At 69.5% G+C, this 17,712-nt stretch carries 13 protein-coding genes; 5 read left to right on the forward strand and 8 right to left on the reverse strand.

What is annotated here, in order from left to right; translation table 11 throughout:
• From D7X12_RS26590 to fabI, 4 genes are all read right to left on the reverse strand, one after another.
• The coding region (locus D7X12_RS26590) for a CheR family methyltransferase (RefSeq protein WP_244224793.1) at positions 1–905 on the reverse strand (905 nt) is incomplete at its 3' end.
• Positions 902–1,768 (reverse strand): response regulator, encoded by an 867-nt coding sequence (locus tag D7X12_RS26595; RefSeq protein WP_120611640.1) that lies wholly within the window; start codon positions 1,766–1,768, stop codon positions 902–904. The genes D7X12_RS26590 and D7X12_RS26595, both read right to left, overlap by 4 nt.
• Before the next feature lie 4 nt (positions 1,769–1,772).
• Positions 1,773–2,150, reverse strand: coding sequence for a response regulator (locus D7X12_RS26600; protein ID WP_120611641.1), 378 nt, complete (start codon positions 2,148–2,150; stop codon positions 1,773–1,775).
• A gap of 160 nt (positions 2,151–2,310) precedes the next feature.
• Positions 2,311–3,141: an enoyl-ACP reductase FabI gene (gene fabI / locus D7X12_RS26605; protein ID WP_120628083.1), complete on the reverse strand. Its 831-nt coding sequence runs from the start codon at positions 3,139–3,141 to the stop codon at positions 2,311–2,313.
• A 310-nt stretch (positions 3,142–3,451) separates the two neighbouring features.
• Between fabI and D7X12_RS26610 the strand changes: the two genes are divergently transcribed.
• The 3 genes from D7X12_RS26610 (at position 3,452) to D7X12_RS26620 (ending at position 7,936) form a co-directional block, all read left to right on the forward strand.
• Entirely contained in the window at positions 3,452–6,352 is a 2,901-nt protein-coding gene (locus D7X12_RS26610; protein WP_120628084.1) for a 2-oxoglutarate dehydrogenase E1 component, read from the forward strand.
• Positions 6,342–7,568, forward strand: coding sequence for a 2-oxoglutarate dehydrogenase complex dihydrolipoyllysine-residue succinyltransferase (odhB, locus tag D7X12_RS26615; RefSeq protein ID WP_120628085.1), 1,227 nt, complete (start codon positions 6,342–6,344; stop codon positions 7,566–7,568). Before D7X12_RS26610 ends, odhB begins: the two co-directional genes overlap by 11 nt.
• A gap of 164 nt (positions 7,569–7,732) precedes the next feature.
• The gene (locus tag D7X12_RS26620; RefSeq protein WP_014397260.1) at positions 7,733–7,936 is read left to right on the forward strand and encodes a cold-shock protein; all 204 of its coding nucleotides are present in this window, start codon (positions 7,733–7,735) and stop codon (positions 7,934–7,936) included.
• Positions 7,937–8,049: 113 nt separating this feature from the next.
• Here the strand turns inward: D7X12_RS26620 and D7X12_RS26625 are convergent, their stop codons facing one another.
• A complete protein-coding gene (locus D7X12_RS26625) occupies positions 8,050–10,266 on the reverse strand; it encodes a S9 family peptidase (protein WP_120628086.1) in 2,217 nt (738 codons plus the stop codon).
• 160 nt (positions 10,267–10,426) lie between these two features.
• A complete protein-coding gene (locus D7X12_RS26630; protein WP_120628087.1) occupies positions 10,427–12,664 on the reverse strand; it encodes a S9 family peptidase in 2,238 nt (745 codons plus the stop codon).
• A 97-nt stretch (positions 12,665–12,761) separates the two neighbouring features.
• On the opposite strand from D7X12_RS26630, the gene D7X12_RS26635 reads away from it, so the two are divergent.
• On the forward strand, positions 12,762–13,541 hold the full coding sequence (locus D7X12_RS26635) for a UPF0489 family protein (RefSeq protein ID WP_120628088.1): 780 nt from the start codon (positions 12,762–12,764) through the stop codon (positions 13,539–13,541).
• Positions 13,542–13,571: 30 nt separating this feature from the next.
• Here the strand turns inward: D7X12_RS26635 and D7X12_RS26640 are convergent, their stop codons facing one another.
• Complete coding sequence (locus D7X12_RS26640; protein ID WP_120628089.1) at positions 13,572–15,347, reverse strand: BamA/TamA family outer membrane protein; 1,776 nt, start codon at positions 15,345–15,347, stop codon at positions 13,572–13,574.
• Positions 15,348–15,387: 40 nt separating this feature from the next.
• A complete protein-coding gene (locus tag D7X12_RS26645) occupies positions 15,388–16,257 on the reverse strand; it encodes a cobalamin-binding protein (RefSeq protein WP_120628090.1) in 870 nt (289 codons plus the stop codon).
• A gap of 221 nt (positions 16,258–16,478) precedes the next feature.
• On the opposite strand from D7X12_RS26645, the gene D7X12_RS26650 reads away from it, so the two are divergent.
• Positions 16,479–17,712 (forward strand): serine/threonine protein kinase (locus D7X12_RS26650; RefSeq protein ID WP_147443812.1); only part of this gene is annotated, 1,234 nt, incomplete at its 3' end.

Here is a 17,712-nt window from a genome sequence, read left to right on the forward strand (position 1 = left end):
CGCCCCCGCCGCGCCGGCTGTCGGCGCGGCGGGGGCGTGACGCGGGACAGGGGCCCGGCCACCGTCTGCGGCGGGGGCAGCGGCGCGAAGGAGCGCTCCTCCGGGCGGGGCTTGCGGAAGGCCTGCAGCTCCGGCGGGCCCTCGCGCGTCAGCCCCGGCGGCACGCGGTCCACCTCCACGGTGCCCAGGAACAAGAGCCCCCCCGGCGTCAGGCTGCGCGCCAGGTGGCCCACGGCCGCGTCGCGCGCGGACGGCGAGAAGTACGTGAGCACGTTGCGGCAGAGGATGAAGTCGAAGTGGCCGAAGCGCTCCGGCAGCGGCGCCAGCAGGTTCGCCGGCGCGAAGCGCGTCACCTTGCGCACCGCCGGGAGGATGGACACCTGGCGCTCACCGTGCGCTTCGTAGACGGGGTGCAGCACGGGCGCGGACTCGCGCCGGGACCACGCGCCGTAGGTGCCGCGCCGCGCGGCCTCCAGGCTGGCCTCGTGCAGGTCGGTGCCCACCACCTCCACGGGCATCCCCGGGGGCGCGCACGCCAGCAGGCACGCGGCCAGCGAATAGGCCTCCTCGCCGGTGGCGCACCCGGCGCTCCAGCCGCGCAGGTGCATGGCGCCGTGGCGCAGCGCGGACGGCACGCCCTCCGACGCGATGAAGCGGAAGTGCTCCGGCTGGCGGAAGAAGTACGTCTCCCCCACCAGCACCGCGCGCACCAGCGTGTAGGCCAGGGGCGAACCCAGTTGCTGCAATTCGCTCAGGACCTCCGTGGGCACCCGGCCCCGCGCCAGCTCCGCGCGAAGCACGCGCTCCACCGCATCCTGGGCGATGGCGTCATCACGAAAGCCGGTGGTGTCCGCCACCACTTCCCTGGCGCGGGCCAGCAGCCGAGGGTCGAGCCCTGCACTCATGCGCTCCGCTCTTCCTCCACCGGCGCGAGCAGCGCGGGCAGGTCGCGCAGGAGTCCCCGCGCGATGAACACCTTCGGATCCAGGATGGGCAACGCGCGGCCGCCGGTGCGCAACATCCCCAGCAGCCCCTCCTGCAGGAGGCCATGCTCGGCGCCACCCACCTTCTCGCGCCGGTCGATGTCGGTCGCCTGGAACTCCTCCGGATCACGCACCGTGTCCACGGTGAGCGCCAGCGACACCCCTTCCGCCTCGATGACCACCAGCATCCGCTCCGCGATGGCCACCTGGTGCTTCACGCCCAACCGCTGCGCCACGTCCAGCACGCACACCGCCTGGCCTCGCAGCTCCACGTACTCGCGCAGGTAGGAGGGGCCCGTGGGCAGCGGCCGCGTCGCCGGCTGCAACAGCACCTCCTTCACCGTGTCCAGCGGCACGGCGAACTCGCGCTCGCCCACCGACAGCCGCAGCACCAGCATGGCGCCGGAGCGCGAACGGCGCCGCGCGCTCGCCAGCGCCTCACCCACGCGGTTGAGCAGCTCGTCCGCGCGGAAGGGCTTGGGCAGGAACGCCTCCGCGCCCAGCCCCAGGCACGCCTCCGCGCGCTGCTTCTCCGAGGAGATGATGATGACCGGGATGTCCGTCGTGGAGACATCCGCCTTCATCCGCTGGAGGACCTCGTCGCCGTCCATCTCCGGCATGGACAGGTCCAGCAGCACCGCCGCGGGCCGCAGCCGGCCCACCTTCTCCAGCGCCTCACGGCCGTTGCTCGCCGTGTGGATGGTGTAGTGCCCGGAGAGGATGGCCCGCTCCAGCGCCAGGATGGCGTCGCTGTCGTCCACCAGCAGGAGGGAGGGCAGGCTCACGGCGTCACGCCCTGTTCAGGAACTGACGCACCGTCTTGGTCAGCTCGTCGTGCGAAACGGGTTTCTGGATGAAGGCGTTCGCTCCCGCCTCCGTACCGCGCTGACGCAGGTCCTCGCCCTTCTCCGCCGTCAACAGGATGACCGGCACGTTTCGCACCTGGAGCTGCGCGCTCGCGCGCACCTCCTTCACGAACGTGATGCCATCCATGTTCGGCATGTTGATGTCAGCGATCACCACGCTCACCGGCACCAACCGGAGCAGCTGCAGTGCGCGCTGTGCGTCCTCGGCCTCAACGATGCTGACCTTGAGATTCATCAGGTAGATCTTGAGGATGTTGCGGACGGTCGGGCTGTCGTCCACCAGCAAGACGTTGATGCTCACTGTGCCACGGCTCCTCGCACAGACTCCGCGAAGTGCGGAGCGACCTGCGCTGCATGGGTGATCCTACCGTGAGCGCTTCGGATTGCGGAAGCGGGGGGGCCCCGTTCGTACGGGAACCGGGCAGGCGAATGTCTGTAATTTGAGACAGGTTTGGAAAGCGTCAGTCCTCCTTCGGCGAGGGGGTCGCCAGGACCCCTTCTGCCCCCTCGCCCGCGTCCACCGGCGGCGCGCCCACGGCGTGGAAGCCGCCATCCACGTGGACCATCTCGCCCGTGGTGGAAGGCATCCAGTCGGACAGCATGGCGCACGCGGTGCGCGCGACGTGCTCGTGGCTGTCCTTGTCGCTCCAGCCCAGCGGCGCCTGCTTGCCCCAGTACTGCGCCAGGGACTTGAAGCCCGGGATGCCCTTGGCCGCGATGGTCGCCAGGGGACCGGCCGCCAGCGCGTTCACCCGGATGCCCTTGGGACCCAGGTCGCGCGCCAGGTAGCGCACGGTGGCCTCCATCGCCGCCTTGCACACGCCCATCCAGTCGTAGATGGGCCACGCCTGCCGGTTGTCGAAGTCCAGCGCCACGATGGAGCCCCCCGGCGGCATCAGCGGAACACACGCCATGGCCAGTTCCTTCACGGAGAAGGCGGAGATGCGGAACGCGGTCTGCACGCTCTCCCACGGCGTGTTGAGGAAGTTGCCGCCCAGCGCGTCCTCGGGCGCGTACGCGATGGCGTGCAGCACGCCGTCCACGCGGCCCCACTTCTGACGCAGCGACTCCGTGAGCGCCGGGAAGTGCGCGGGGTTCGTCACGTCCAGCTCCAGCACCTCGGTGCCGGGCTTGAGCCGCTTCGCGCTGCGCTCCGTGAGGGACTTCGCGCGACCAAAGCCCGTGAGGATGACCTCGGCGCCCTGCGCCAGCGCGTGCTCGGCCACGCCGAAGGCCAGCGACTGCGGGGTGAGCACACCAGTGATGAGCAGCTTCTTACCCTGGAGGAGCATGTCGGTACGTTCCCGAAAGAGGAGAGGAAAGGAGGGGGCGTGTGCTTACCACTCCTGGGCTACGGGAGGGGCCCCCGGCCGGGATTCCCCGCCCGGCCCTGATGTACGTCCGTTCAGCATGCCGGGTGCCGGCCCGCCCCCCGGGGTTCTTCCCCTGGCGGAAATCCGGCCACTTTTGAAGCTGGGCTCACGCGGCGCATGACTCCATCTGCTCCCGCCGTCGAAGACAGGCAGCCGGGCACGGCGGGGTTCAACAAACCTGTGGCGAAAACCCCCCAACGCGGCGCCCTTCCAGTAAAAGACCCCCGCCATGGCGAATTTCCAGGACAGCTTCCTCTCTGGTGCCAACATCGACTTCATCGAGGGGCTCTACGCGCGCTTCCTCGATGATCCCGGCAGCGTGGATCCGAGTTGGCGCGAGGTGTTCGAGCGCAACAACGGCACCGGCCGGCCCATCTTCAACACGAAACAGCTGGAGGCCCCCGCGCCCATTGCCCCCGAGGGCAAGGTGAAGGGCAACGGCAAGGCGAACGGGGCCGCCCAGACGGCGGCGGCTCCGGCCGTCGTCGCCGCGCCCGCCGCTGCCGTCGCGCCCGCGCAGGACATCGGGCTGCAGTCGAAGGTGGACCAGGCCATCACCGCCTTCCGGCTGCGCGGCCACCTGCGCGCGGTGCTGGATCCGCTGGAACGCCCGCGCCCGCCGCTGGGGCACATCGCGGACGTCGCGCTGATGGATGAGAACCACTTCACCGCGAAGGAGCTGGAGCAGGCGGTGGAGTGCAACAACGTCTTCCCGCAGCAGCGCGTGCGCCTGTCGGACCTGGTGACGCGGCTGCGGCGCACGTACTCCAGCCACATCGGCGTGGAGTTCATGCAGATGCTCGACAGCGAGCGTCGCCGCTGGCTGATGCAGCGCATGGAGCACAGCGACAACCGCACGGCGTTCTCGGTGGAGGAGCAGCGGCACATCCTCACCAAGCTGTCGTACGCGGAGGGCTTCGAGCACTTCCTCCACACGAAGTACGTGGGCGCCAAGCGCTTCAGCCTGGACGGCGGCGAAGCGCTCATCCCCATGCTGGATGCCCTCCTGGAGGTCGGCAGCGGCATGGGCCTGAAGGAGCTCGTCATCGGCATGGCCCACCGCGGCCGCCTCAACGTGCTGACGAACATCCTGGGCAAGAAGCCGGATCAGATCTTCAGCGAGTTCGACGGGCCCAAGGACCCCAAGGCGTACCTGGGCCGGGGCGACGTGAAGTACCACATGGGCTTCTCCTCGGACCACGCCACGCGCGCGGGGAAGAACGTCCACCTGTCGCTCGCGTTCAACCCCAGCCACCTGGAGTGCGTGGGCCCCGTGGTGGAGGGCCGCGTGCGCGCCAAGCAGGACCGGGGCGGCGACACGGAGCGCACGGGCGTGATGCCCCTGCTCATCCACGGCGACGCGGCCTTCATCGGGCAGGGCGTCGTCGCGGAGACGCTCAACTTCGCGGGCCTCAAGGGCTACACCACGGGCGGCACGGTCCACGTCGTCATCAACAACCAGGTCGGCTTCACCACCGACCCGTCGGACTCGCGCTCCAGCATCTACTCCACCGCCATCGCGCAGATGCTGGACATCCCGGTGTTCCACGTGAACGGGGATGACCCGGAGGCGTGCGTGCACGTGGCGAAGCTCGTCGCGGAGTACCGGCAGACGTTCAAGAGCGACGTCGTCATCGACCTCATCTGCTACCGCCGCTACGGCCACAACGAGGGCGACGACCCGTCCTTCACGCAGCCGTCCATGTACGAGCTCATCCGCAAGCACCCGCCGGTGCGCGCGCTGTACGCGAAGACGCTGGCGGAGCAGGGCCGCATCAGCGCGGATGAATCCGACGCGCTCAAGCAGCGCTGCTACCAGGACTTCGACGCGGCGCTCACCCGCGCCCGCCAGGAGAGCCAGTTCAAGGAGCCCAACGCGCTGGAGGGGCTCTGGAAGACGTACAAGGGCGGCCTGCTGAAGAACGCGCCCCAGGTGTCCACCGCGGTGGCGAAGGCCACGCTGCGTGACGCGCTCCAGAAGCTCGCCACCGCGCCGGAGGGCTTCCAGGTCCACCGCGACGTGGAGCGCACGGTGCTCAAGAAGCGCCTGGGCATGCTGGACAGCGAGGAGCTGCAGTGGAGCGAGGGCGAGTCGCTGGCGTACGCCACGCTCTTGTCGGAGGGCTACGGCGTGCGCCTGTCCGGCCAGGACAGCGAGCGCGGCACCTTCAGCCACCGCCACGCGGTGCTGCACGACGTGCAGACGGGGGAGGAGTTCGTCCCCCTGCGCCAGTTCGCCACCGGCAGGGCGGCGTTCAACGTCTACAACAGCCCGCTGTCGGAGATGGGCGTGCTGGGCTTCGACTACGGCTACAGCCTGGACGTGCCGGACGGCCTCACCCTCTGGGAGGCGCAGTTCGGTGACTTCGCCAACGGCGCGCAGATCATCGTGGACCAGTTCATCGCGGCGGCGGAGAGCAAGTGGCGCCGGCTGAGCGGCATCACGCTGCTCCTGCCGCACGGCTACGAAGGCCAGGGCCCGGAGCACTCCAGCGCGCGCCTGGAGCGCTTCCTGGACCTGTGCGCCGAGGACAACCTCCAGGTCTGCTACCCCACCACGCCCGCGCAGATCTTCCACCTGCTGCGCCGCCAGGTGCTGCGCCCGGTGCGCAAGCCGCTGGTCATCATGTCGCCCAAGAGCCTGCTGCGCCGTCCGGAGGCGACCAGCCGCATGGACGAGCTGGCGACGGGCGGCTTCCAGGAGGTCATCCTGGACGCGAAGGCGGACCCGGCGAAGGTGACGCGGCTGCTCCTGTGCAGCGGCAAGGTGTCCTACGACCTGGCCAAGGCCCGGGACGAGCGCAAGGACGAGGGCATCGCCATCGTGCGGGTGGAGCAGCTGTACCCGTTCCCGCACGACGAGCTCGCGAACCTGGTGGCGAAGCTGCCGAAGCTGCAGGAGCTGTACTGGGTCCAGGAGGAGCCCCGCAACGCGGGCGCCTGGCACTTCATGTTCCCGCGCCTGCACGACCTGCTCTCCGGCCGCGCGCAGCAGCAGCCGGTGAAGCTGGGCTACATCGGCCGCGCGGAGGCAGCGAGTCCCGCGACCGGTTTCACCAAGACTCACGACTACGAGCAGCAGCTCATCATCGAAGAAGCCATCCTCCGAGGAACCCAGAATGGCCGTTGAACTGAAAGTCCCGCCCCTCGGTGAGTCCATCACCGAGGCCGTCGTCGGCAAGTGGAACAAGAAGCAGGGTGACACGGTCGCCGCGGACGAGCCGCTCGTCGTGCTGGAGACCGACAAGGTCACCATCGACGTGCCGTCTCCGGCCGCTGGCAGCATCGCGTCCATCGCCTTCAAGGAGGGCGACAAGGTCCGCGTGGGTGACGTGCTGGGCACCATCGAGGCGGGAGGCGCCGGTGCTGGCGCTTCTGCCGCGGTCGCTGCCGCCACGCCCGCGCCCGCTGGCGCCGCGACCCCGGTGTCGGCTCCTGCCGCCGCCGCGTCCGACGCGCGCATCACCCCCACCGCCAAGAAGATGGCGGAGGAGAACCGGGTGGACGTGGGTCAGCTCAAGGGCTCCGGCACCGGTGGCCGCATCGTGAAGGAGGACGTGCTGGGACAGCTGAACCGCCCGGCCACGCCCGCCGCGACGCAGGCGCCCCCGGCTCCGGCCGCGCCGTCCGGGCCGCGTCCCAACGCCGCGCGCGAGGAGCGCGTGCGCATGACGCCCCTGCGCAAGCGCGTCGCGGAGCGGCTGCTCCAGGCGCAGTCCAACGCCGCCCTGCTCACCACCTTCAACGAGGTGGACATGGGCGAGGTGATGGCGCTTCGCAAGAAGTACAACGACAAGTTCCAGGCGAAGCACGGGGTGAAGCTCGGGTTCATGAGCTTCTTCATCCGCGCGTCGGTGGAGGCCCTCAAGGCGTTCCCGCAGATCAACGCGGAGATCGACGGCGAGGACGTCATCTTCAAGCACTACTACGACATCGGCGTGGCCGTGAGCGGCAGCCGCGGTCTCGTGGTGCCGGTGGTGCGCGACGCGGACAAGCTGTCGCTCGCGGACCTGGAGAAGACGGTGGGTGACTACGGCGGCCGGGCGCGCAACGACAAGCTGACCTTGTCGGAGCTGCAGGGCGGCACGTTCACCATCACCAACGGCGGCATCTTCGGCTCCATGCTGTCCACGCCCATCCTGAACCCGCCGCAGACGGGCATCCTGGGCATGCACAACATCGTGGAGCGCCCCGTGGCCCGCGACGGCCAGGTCGTCATCCGGCCCATCATGTACGTGGCCCTCACGTACGACCACCGCCTGGTGGACGGCCGGGAAGCGGTGCAGTTCCTGGTGCGCGTGAAGGAGTGCATCGAGGACCCGGAGCGGCTGCTGCTCGACATCTGACCCACTCCTCCGCACATCCTCGCGAGAGGTGGGAAGACGGGCATTCCCCGTGGGCCGGCTGGACTTCCAGTCGGCCCTTTCACTACAAATAGGTCCGTCTCCCCGGTCGTCGGGCAGAACGGGTGGCCTCCCCCACGGCTGCCCTGCAAACGCAAGGAAGCGCAATGGCAACTGGCACCGTGAAGTGGTTCAACGACGCGAAGGGCTTCGGCTTCATCACCCAGGACGGCGGCGGCGAGGACGTGTTCTGCCACCACACCGCCATCAACATGGATGGGTTCCGCACGCTGGCCGAGGGCCAGAAGGTGGAGTTCGAAGTCACCAAGGGCCCCAAGGGCCTGCAGGCGCAGAACGTCCGCGCGGCGTGAAGTGACGCGTCGTCCTCAGCCATTCCTCACGGACTGGTTGAAATGAAGAGGCCCGGAACCCCACGGTAGGGGATCCGGGCCTCTGCCTTTTCCGGCGGTGTGTGCCCTGCGCGCTACTTCAGGGTCTGCTGGAAGTGGGCAATCACGCGCTCGTACTGGCGCTCGGTGACGAGCGGATCCGGGACCATGTGCGTGAGGCCGGACAGGGGCAGCAGCTGGTGCGGCTTGCCGGCGCGGAAGAGCGCGTCCGACAGCTTCAGCGTGTGGAAGAAGTAGACGTTGTCATCCGCGGTGCCGTGCAAGAGCAGCAGCGCGCCGATGGGGCTGTCCTTCTTCGCGTACGTCAGCAGGCTGCTGACCTCGTAGGCCTGGGGCGTCTCTTCCGGCAGGCCCAGGTAGCGCTCGGTGTAGTGCGTGTCGTAGTCGCGCCAGTCCACCACCGGCGCGCCCGACACGGCGGCCTTGAAGAAGTCCGGGCGCTTCAGCACGGCCAGCGCGGCCATGTATCCACCGAAGCTCCAGCCCGTGATGCCCACGCGCTTCAGATCCAGCTCCGGCACTTCCTTCGCCAGCGCCTGCACGGCTTCAATCTGATCATCGAGGGTGATGGTGGCGAAGTCGTGCTTCACCACGCGGTTCCACTCGGCGGTGCGCAGCGGCGTGCCGCGACCATCCACCTTCACCACGAGGAAGCCCTTGTCGGCCATCCACTGGCTGAGCAGGTGCGCGGCCATGGACTGGTGCACCACGGTGGTGGTGGGGCCGGCATACACCTCCACGATGACGGGCAGCTTGGTGCCGGGCTTGAAGTCGCGCGGCTTCACCAGCGAGGTCCAGAACTTCTTCGGGCCCACCTGGCGCACCTCGAAGTTCGGGGTGAAGCCGGGCTCCTGTGCCACCTCCGGCAGCTCGCCCAGCTTCGTGCCGTCGCCCTTGAAGATCAGGGTGCGCGGCATGCTTTTGGGGCCCTGGGTGCTCAGCACCACGAGGCCGCCGTTCTTCGACACCATGCCCGCTTCCACGCCCGGGCCGGTGCTGCCCGTGGCCACCTCCTCCGGAGTGCCGCCGGCCTTCACGCGCCACAGGTGGCTCTCGGTGGGGTTCGGGTCGCCGGAGAAGAAGAGCGTCTTGTCCGACTGCACGAAGCGCGCGAGGTTCCGGAAGCCCGCGGACGGCTTCACCACGGAGCGGTCCAGTTCGCCCGTGGCCTTGCGCAGCTCCACCTCCGGGCCGTCGTTGCGCTCGGTGTACCAGAGGAAGCCGGAGCCATCCTCCAGCCACAGGGGGAAGTCCTGGTTCAGCTCCACCCACGCCTTGTCCTGCTCGGTGAGCAGCACGCGCGTCTTGCCCGTGGCGGGGTCCACCGCCAGCACCTGCTCCTCCGTCTGGAGCCGGTTCTGCACCACCAGCGTCAGCGGCCCGCCCTTGTCCCACTTCACCGTGGCCAGATACGGATACTTCTGCGCGTCCCACTGCGCCCACACCGTCTTGCCACCGGACACCGGCGTCACGCCCAGGCGCACCTTGGCGTTGGCCTTGCCGGGGCGCGGGTACGGGAACACCTCGCCACCCTTCTCCGGGTGCATCACGTCCACGATGGTGAGCTTCTCCACCTCGGACGTGTCGGACTCCGTGTACGCGATGGACTTCGCGTCCGGGCTCCACCAGTAGCCGGAGAAGCGGCTCATCTCCTCCTGCGCGACGAACTCCGCCAGGCCGTGCGTCTTCTCCGCGGTGCCGCCCTTGGTGACGGCCTTCTCCTGGTTGGCCACCAGGTCCACGCGGTACACGTCGTGCCCGCGCACGTAGGCCACCTGCTTGCCGTCCGGTGACAGGCGCGGGTCGATGACGCCGGGGCCCGTCTTCACCTCGGTGGACTTGCCCGTGGCGCGGTCCACCACGTAGAGGCGCCCGGAGAGGGGCACCAGCAGGCGGGTGCCGTCCTCGGAGAGGCCGTAGGAGGTGAAACCCCGGGCACTCACGCGCATGCGCTCGCGGCGGGCCTTCTCCTCGGAGGACAGCGTCTCCTCGGCGCCCTTGAGCAGGGCCTCCGGGGTGAGCAGCTCGCGGGCCTGACCGCTGGCCACGTCGAACGCGTAGAGCGTCTGCACGTTGGACGTGGGCGAGGTGCGCAGGAAGAGCACGGACTGCTCATCCGGGGTGATGCGCACGCCCACGGGACGCCCGCTCTGGAAGCGGCGCGTCTCGGCGTACTGGCGAAGGAAGGTGTCCGGCTGCTTTTGCGATGGGGCCATGGCGGGGGGCTTGCGCTCCTGGGCGAAGGCGGGGGCGCTCATGAGCAGGAGCGCGGCGGTGAGGGCTTGACGCATGCGTAGTTGAATCCCCGCGCGGGGCGGGGCTCCTTTCGCGGGAAGATGCGGGGCAGCCTACACTCCAGCCGACCTGCGGCCCTCCCAACGTCGGGCCCCCGCGAGGATTCCCACCCGGAAGCGGACAACGCTGCGCGGCATGCTCCCCGGGCTTGAGCGCCTACTTCAGGTTTTGCTGGAAGTGGGCCATCACGCGCTCGTACACGCGCTGCGTGGCGAGCGGCTCCATCACCATGTGCGTGAGGCCAGACAGGAGCAGCAGCTGGTGCGGCTTGCCGGCGCGGAAGAGCGCGTCCGACAGCTTCAGCGCGTGGAAGAAGTAGACGTTGTCGTCCGCCGTGCCGTGCAGCATCAGCAGCGCGCCGATGGGACCCTCCTTCTTCGCGTACGTCAGCAGGTTGCTGACCTCGTAGGCCTGGGGGGTTTCGTCCGGCAGGCCCAGGTAGCGCTCGGTGGCGTGCGTGTCGTAGTCGCGCCAGTCCGTGACCAGGGCCCCGGCCACGGCGGCCTTGAAGAAGTCCGGACGCTTCATCACGGCCAGCGCGGACATGTACCCGCCGAAGCTCCAGCCCGTGATGCCCACACGCTGCAGGTCCAGCTCCGGCACCTCCTTCGCCAGCGCCTGCACGGCTTCAATCTGATCATCCAGGGTGATGGTGGCGAAGTCGTGCTTCACCGCGCGGTTCCATTCGGAGGTGCGCAGCGGCGTGCCACGGCCGTCCACCTTCACCACGAGGAAGCCTTGATCCGCCATCCACTGGTCGAGCAGGTGCGAGGCCATGGACTGGCCGACCACGGTGGTGATGGGACCTCCGTAGATGTCCACGATGACGGGCAGCTTCGTGCCGGGCTTGAAGTCGCGAGGCTTCACCAGCGAGGTCCAGAACTTCCTCGCGCCCACCTGGCGCACCTCGAAGTTCGGGGTGAAGCCGGGCTCCTGCGCCACCTCCGGCAGCTCTCCCAGCTTCGTGCCGTCGCCCTTCAGTACGAACGAGCGCGGCATGCTCTTCGGTCCCTGGCTGCTCAGGACCATGAGTCCCCCGGTGTTGGACACCATGCCGAACTCGATGCTCGGCCCGGTGCTCCCCGTGGCCACCCGCTCCGGGGCGCCGCCGGCCTTCACGCGCCACAGGTGCATCTCCGTGGGGTTCGGGTCGCCAGAGAAGAACAGCGTCTTGTCCGACTGCACGAAGCGCGCGAGGTTCCGGAAGCCCGCGCCCGGCTTCACCAGGGAGCGGTCCAGTTCGCCCGTGGCCTTGCGCAGCTCTACCTCGGCCGCGCCGTTGCGCTCCGTGTACCAGAGGAAGCCGGAGCCATCCTCCAGCCACAGCGGGAACTGCTGCTGCAGATTGATCCACGCCTTGTCCTGCTCGGTGAGCAGCACGCGCGTCTTGCCCGTGGCCGGATCCACCGCGAGCACCTGCACCTCGGTCTGGAGCCGGTTCTGCACCACCAGCGTCAGCGGCCCGCCCTTGTCCCACTTCACCGTGGCCAGGTACGGGTACTTCCGCGCGTCCCACTGCGCCCACACCGTCTTGCCACCCGTGATGGGCGTCACGCCCAGGCGCACCTTGGCGTTGGCCTTGCCAGCACGCGGATACGGGAACGTCTGGGCGCCCTGCTCCGGGTGCATCATGTCCGCGAGGGTGAGCTTCTCCACCTCGGACGTGTCGGACTCCGTGTACGCGATGGACTTCGCGTCCGGGCTCCACCAGTAGCCGGAGAAGCGGCCCATCTCCTCCTGGGCGACGAACTCCGCCAGGCCGTGCGTCTTCTCCGCCGTGCCGCCTTGCGTGACGCGCTTCTCTTGATTGGCCTTGAGGTCCACCCGGTACACGTCGTGCCCGCGCACGTACGCCACCTGCTTGCCGTCCGGCGACAGGCGCGGGTCGATGACGCCGGGCCCTGCCTTCAGCTCGGTGGTCTTGCCCGTGGCGCGGTCCACCGCGTAGAGGCGGCCGGAGAGGGGCACCAGCAGGCGGGTGCCATCCTCGGAGAGACCAAACGAGGTGAAGCCGCTCGCGCTCACGCGCATGCGCTCGCGACGGGCCTTCTCCTCGGGGGACAGCGTCTCCTCGGCGCCCTTGAGCAGGGCCTCTGGCGTGAGCAGTTCGCGCGTCTGGCCGCTGGCCACGTCGAACGCGTAGAGCATCTGCACGTTGGACGTGGGCGAGGTGCGCAGGAAGAGCACGGACTGCTCATCCGGGGTGATGCGCACGCCCACGGGACGCCCATTCATGAAGTGGCGCGTCTCCGCGAGCTGGCGCAGGAACGCGGTGTCCGACTGTTTCCGCGCGGACGCCGCGACGGGCGGCGGAGGCTGCTGGGCGAGGCCGGGCGCCCCCGCGAAGAGGAGCACTGCGGCGAGGACCTGGGGGATGCGTCGCTGAAAACCCATGGGATGGACTCCTTTCGCGGAAAGCTGCCGGCACGCCTACAATCCGGCCCCCGCGGTTCTTCCAAACGGCGGTCGCACCCAAGGATTGCCCTCCGACATGCCTCCGGCAGATGAAGATTCGTTAAGACACCTGCGCCTCGCGGGCGTGGTGCGCTTGGGGCTGGGCGGAGGTCGGGGCCCCACGGACGCCTACGTGTTCGACCCGCATCGGCTCGCGCTGCCCGCGTGGGCCTGTGCCCTGGGAGAGTCCGCCCCCCCTGCCCTGCTCGTGACGTTGGACCGGCACCTGGACGTGGTGGTGCCGGAGCGGCCGGCGGACATGCCGGACCGCTCGGCGGGACTGCGCGCGTTGGACGAGCACGCGCGCTGGCACCTGAACGTGCGCAACTACGACCACATCCTCGCCGCGATGGAGGCGAACCTCGTGGGGGACGCGCTCCTCATCGCGCGCACGCGCCCCCGAGGCTCCTTCGCGGGGGACACCTACGTGGACACGCGGGGGCGCCCGCACCGGCTGATCTCCGTGACGACGGTGGACCGCGCGGCGGAGGCGTACCGCAACCCCGGTCCCACCGATGCCGTGCGCGACGTCATCGAGGCCGCATCCAGCGTGCTCCTGGACGTGGACCTGGACTGCTTCACCAGCCTGAGCGACGCGGATCCGACCACGGTGCTGCCGTGGCCGAAGGCCATCATCCGCGAGTTCCTCCTGCCCCCCGACTCGGAGCCCTTCTGGGACGCGGTGCTGGCCAAGGCGGTGGCGCTGACGTTCGCGCGCGAGCCCCACCACTGCGGCGGGCTGCTGCCCTCCGGGGAGCTGTTCCGCGACGCGGCGGAGGTGCTGTTCCGCGAGCTGCTGCGCGTCGAGCCCCCCTGAGCGGCGCTCGGACCTCAAGGCTCCAAGGCTTCAGGGCGAGTCGAGGAACGACGGCCGGTAGTCGGTCACCTGCCCGCTGCTGAGCGACAGTCGGCTGCCCACGGGAGGCCGGTCGCCGTTGAGCACGTAGCCGAAGTCGATGCGGAACGGGAACACGTTGAACTGGGGGAACAGCAGCCGCAGGCCCACGCCCACGGTGCTCACCATCTCCGGCCGCTTGTTGAACGCGCTGCCCGAGTCGAAGAAGAATACCCCGCCCAGGTGCACCGTGCGCACGACGAGCGGCGCGGTGCGGTACTCCACGTTCACCAGCAAGAGCCGCTTGCCGGAATAGGCATCCACCCCCGTGCCGCGCAGGCCGTTGCTGCCGCCCAACAGGCTCACGCGGTCGGACAGGTCGTCGATGTTCACGTCCAGCAGGCCCCGCACGACGAAGCGCCCGCCGAGCACGCGCGGCGACACCTGCACCAGCTCCGTGGCCCAGCGCCGGTTGGTCCACCCCTCCTGCCCTCCGCTGAACTGCTGACGGATGGACGCGGCGGCGGACGCGGTGGTGAGCGCGTCGCCCCAGTGCACGCGGTAGCGCAGCGACAGGCCCCCTTCCGCGAAGTGCGCCGCGGACGGGAACACCGGCGGCGCATAGCGCAGCGTGGCCAGCACCGAGTGCCCCAGCTGGAAGTCCTCCGACAGCGTGTACGAGTCCACGTTGCGGAGCACGTCGTAGCGGGCCTCGAAGGCGCTGAGGGAGAAGTTCGCGTAGCCCGCGTCCTCCGCGCGCGGCAGGTAGTTGCGCCGGAACCAGTCCGCCTGCGCGTCGCTGAGCTGTGAGGCCAGCGGCGCCGCGTAGGCGTAGTGGTAGGCCCCCGCGCCCAGCCCCACGTTCCACTTGTAGCGCTGGCCGTACGAGCGCGTGTACGTGGCGCCCGCGGCCACCTCGCGCGTGTTGTAGACGTACGGCACCGGGTCGCCGTCCGGGTACGGCAGCTGCCAGATGTCCGCGCCCCGGTACTGGCGCGCCGTCTCCACGTTCCACGCGACGGACGTGCTCAGGCTCCATGGTGTCGACAGCGAATACAGCGGCCGGCTGACGGACACGCTCCCGCGCGAACCTTCCGCGCGGCCCGTGTCGCGGTTGATCAACACGGCCGCGGACTCCGTCAGCGACCAGCGGCTGCCCAGCACGCGCCTGTCCGTGTAGCTCTGCCCCAGGCTGAAGGTGTCCAGGCGGAGGATGAAGTCCACCGCCACCTTCTTGCCGCGCCCCAGGAAGTTCTGCTCCGTGCCCTGCAGTCGTAGATACAGCAGCAGCGAGCCGACGGCGGAGAACTCGTTGTTGAGCCGCAGCGACCACAGGTCCTTCGTCACCAGCAGCAGCGCGACCTTGTCCGGAGCGCTGCCCTTCACCGGCACCGCGCGCACCACGGAGAAGAGCCCCAGCTTGCGCAGGTTGCGCACCGACTCCGCGACGAGCGCCTCCGAGTACGGCTGCCCCGGCGTCAGCAACACCTCCTGGCGCACCACCTCGTCGCGGGTGCGGATGTGGAAGATGTTGAGCAGCGAGGGGTACGGATCCATCGGCGCCACCACCTCCTCGGCGGCGACGAGCACCTCCTCCAGCACCTTGCCCTCGGGGGCAGGCTCCACCTGGCGCTCGACCTCACCCAGGCCCCAGGTGATGAGCGCGTCCTCGTAGTTCGCGCGCGCGGCGGCCTCGGGCTGGGGGGACGCGGCCGTGTCGCTGCTCGGAGACGCGTCTGCGGACGCGGCGAGCACGGTGGACAGCAGGGCGAGCAGCGGGAGCGGCACGCGCGCATCCTGTCATGCGCCGCGCCTGCCGCCAGCCTCCTCACTCCAGCGCGGTGCGAAGGTCTCCCGGCCGGGCCATGGGCAGCTTCTCCCCCCGGGCGATGGCCGAAACGATGCGCGCCAGCTGATCCACCCCGTCCGTCAGCGCCGCCGGCCCCGGCTGGAGGATGTAGCTGCTGCGCACTTCATAGAGCTGGTCGTCCACCACCGCGCGCACCCGCTCCCAGCCGGGCCGCGAGGCGATCTTCTCGCGCTTCGCCTTGCGCCCGCACCAGCTCGCGATGACACCCTCGGGGTCGCGGCGCGCCACCTCCGCAGGCTCGAAGATGCGCCCCTTCGCGCCCTGCGACGCGCGCGACTCCTGGCACACGTCCTCGCCCCCCACCACCTCCACCAGCTCCGAACACCAGCGGATGCCGGAGATGAGCGGCTCGTGCCACTCCTCGAAGAAGATGCGCGGCCGGCGGGGCAGCGACTGCGCCGCGTCCGAGTGCCGCTCCAGGTTCTTCTCCAGCTCCACCGCCAGCGCCTCGGACGCCTCCGCGCGCCCCACCAGCGCGCCCGTCAGCCGCACCGTCTGCAATATCTCCGCGAGCGAGCGCTGGTTGAACAGGTACACGGGCACGCCGCGCTTGCACAGCTCCCGGCCGATGTCCGCCTGCAGGTCGGAGAAACCCAGCACCAGATCCGGCTTCAGCTCCAGGATGCGCTCGAAGTTCGCGTCCAGGAACGAGCTCACGCGCGGCTTCTTGCGCGCCTCCGGCGGACGCACCGTGAACCCCGACACCCCGACGACCAGCTCCCCCGCCCCGATGCGGTAGAGCACCTCCGTCGTCTCCTCCGTCATGCACACCACCCGCCGCGGGTAGCGCGGCGCCGACGACAACAGCGAGGACAGATGGGCGTTCATGGCGCGGACCCTAACGCGCCCGCCCCGCCTCCACCCGGGATGACGCATCGCACCAGCACGGCCCGTCTGTGTAGCAGCGGACGCTGTTTTTCCTGATTTCCCACCCGCTCCAGGACGCAGCGACATGACGGGACGTCTCTTGGGCGGTTTTCCAAGGCGGTGCTAGCATCCCCGCGCATTCGTACCGATGGCGCCGTCCTTCTCGTTGCCTGGGGGAACACATGATCGAAAGCGACGCCCCCCGAAAGGGCGCGCCCACCGACGTGGCGGATCCTCTGCTCGGGAGGGTCCTCAACGAACGCTTCCGCATCCTGGAGACGCTCGGCGCCGGAGGCATGGGCCGCGTCTACAAGGCCATGCAGGCCCCGTTGGACCGCCTGGTGGCGCTCAAGGTCCTGAACCCGCAGTACAGCGGCGAGGGCAAGGACCCCGGCTTCCAGAAGCGCTTCTTCCTGGAGGCCAGCGTCACGGCGAAGCTGCGCCACCCGAACACCGTCACCGTCATCGACTACGGGAAGACGGAAGACGGCATCTACTACATCGCCATGGAGTACCTGGAGGGGCTCACGCTGTCGCAGCTCCTCACGCAGGAAGGGTCGCTGCCGTGGGACCGCGCGCTGAGCATCGCGCAGCAGATCGCCCGCTCGCTGCGCGAGGCGCACAAGGTCGGCCTCATCCACCGCGACCTCAAGCCCGCCAACGTCATGGTCCTCAACCAGGAGACCGACCACGACGTGGTGAAGGTGCTCGACTTCGGCCTGGTGAAGTCCTTCATCGGCGACGTGAACATGAAGGAGGACACCACGCTCACGCAGGCGGGCGTCATCCTCGGGTCGCCGCAGTACATGGCGCCGGAGCAGGCGCGCAACGTCGCGGATCCGCGCAGCGACGTGTACAGCCTGGGCGTGGTGCTCTATCAGGTCCTGATGGGCCGGCCGCCCTTCCAGGCGGCGCAGAGCATTGACGTCATCGTCAAGCACATCAACGACCCGCCGCCCTCCTTCCACACCGTGTGGCCCGACCACGGCGTCCCCCCGGAAGTGGAGACGCTGGTGATGAAGTGCCTGGCCAAGCGCCCGGTGGACCGCTACCAGTCCATGGACGCGGTGCTCCAGGGTATGCGCGCCGCGGCCTCCGCGTCCGGCGTCAGCGGCGTCTTCTCCAGCCCGCGCACCGGCCTCAATTCGGTGGGCTCCGGTCCGCACAGCGGTCCCCACAGTGGTCCCCACGCGATTGGCTCCGGCCCCAACACCGTGGCGCTGGACATCTCCGTGGAAGACCAGGGGGCCGCGCCGGAGAAGAAGTCCAGCAAGGGCCTGGGCATCGCCCTGTTCGGCGGCTCCGTGCTGCTGGGCATCGCCGCGGCGGGCATCTTCGTGCTGCGCTCCACGCAAGCCCCCCCACCAGCGCCACGGTGTTGGGGCCGGAGCCAATCGCGTGGGGACCACTGTGGGG

Source organism: Corallococcus sicarius (assembly GCF_003611735.1).
GTDB lineage: Bacteria > Myxococcota > Myxococcia > Myxococcales > Myxococcaceae > Corallococcus > Corallococcus sicarius.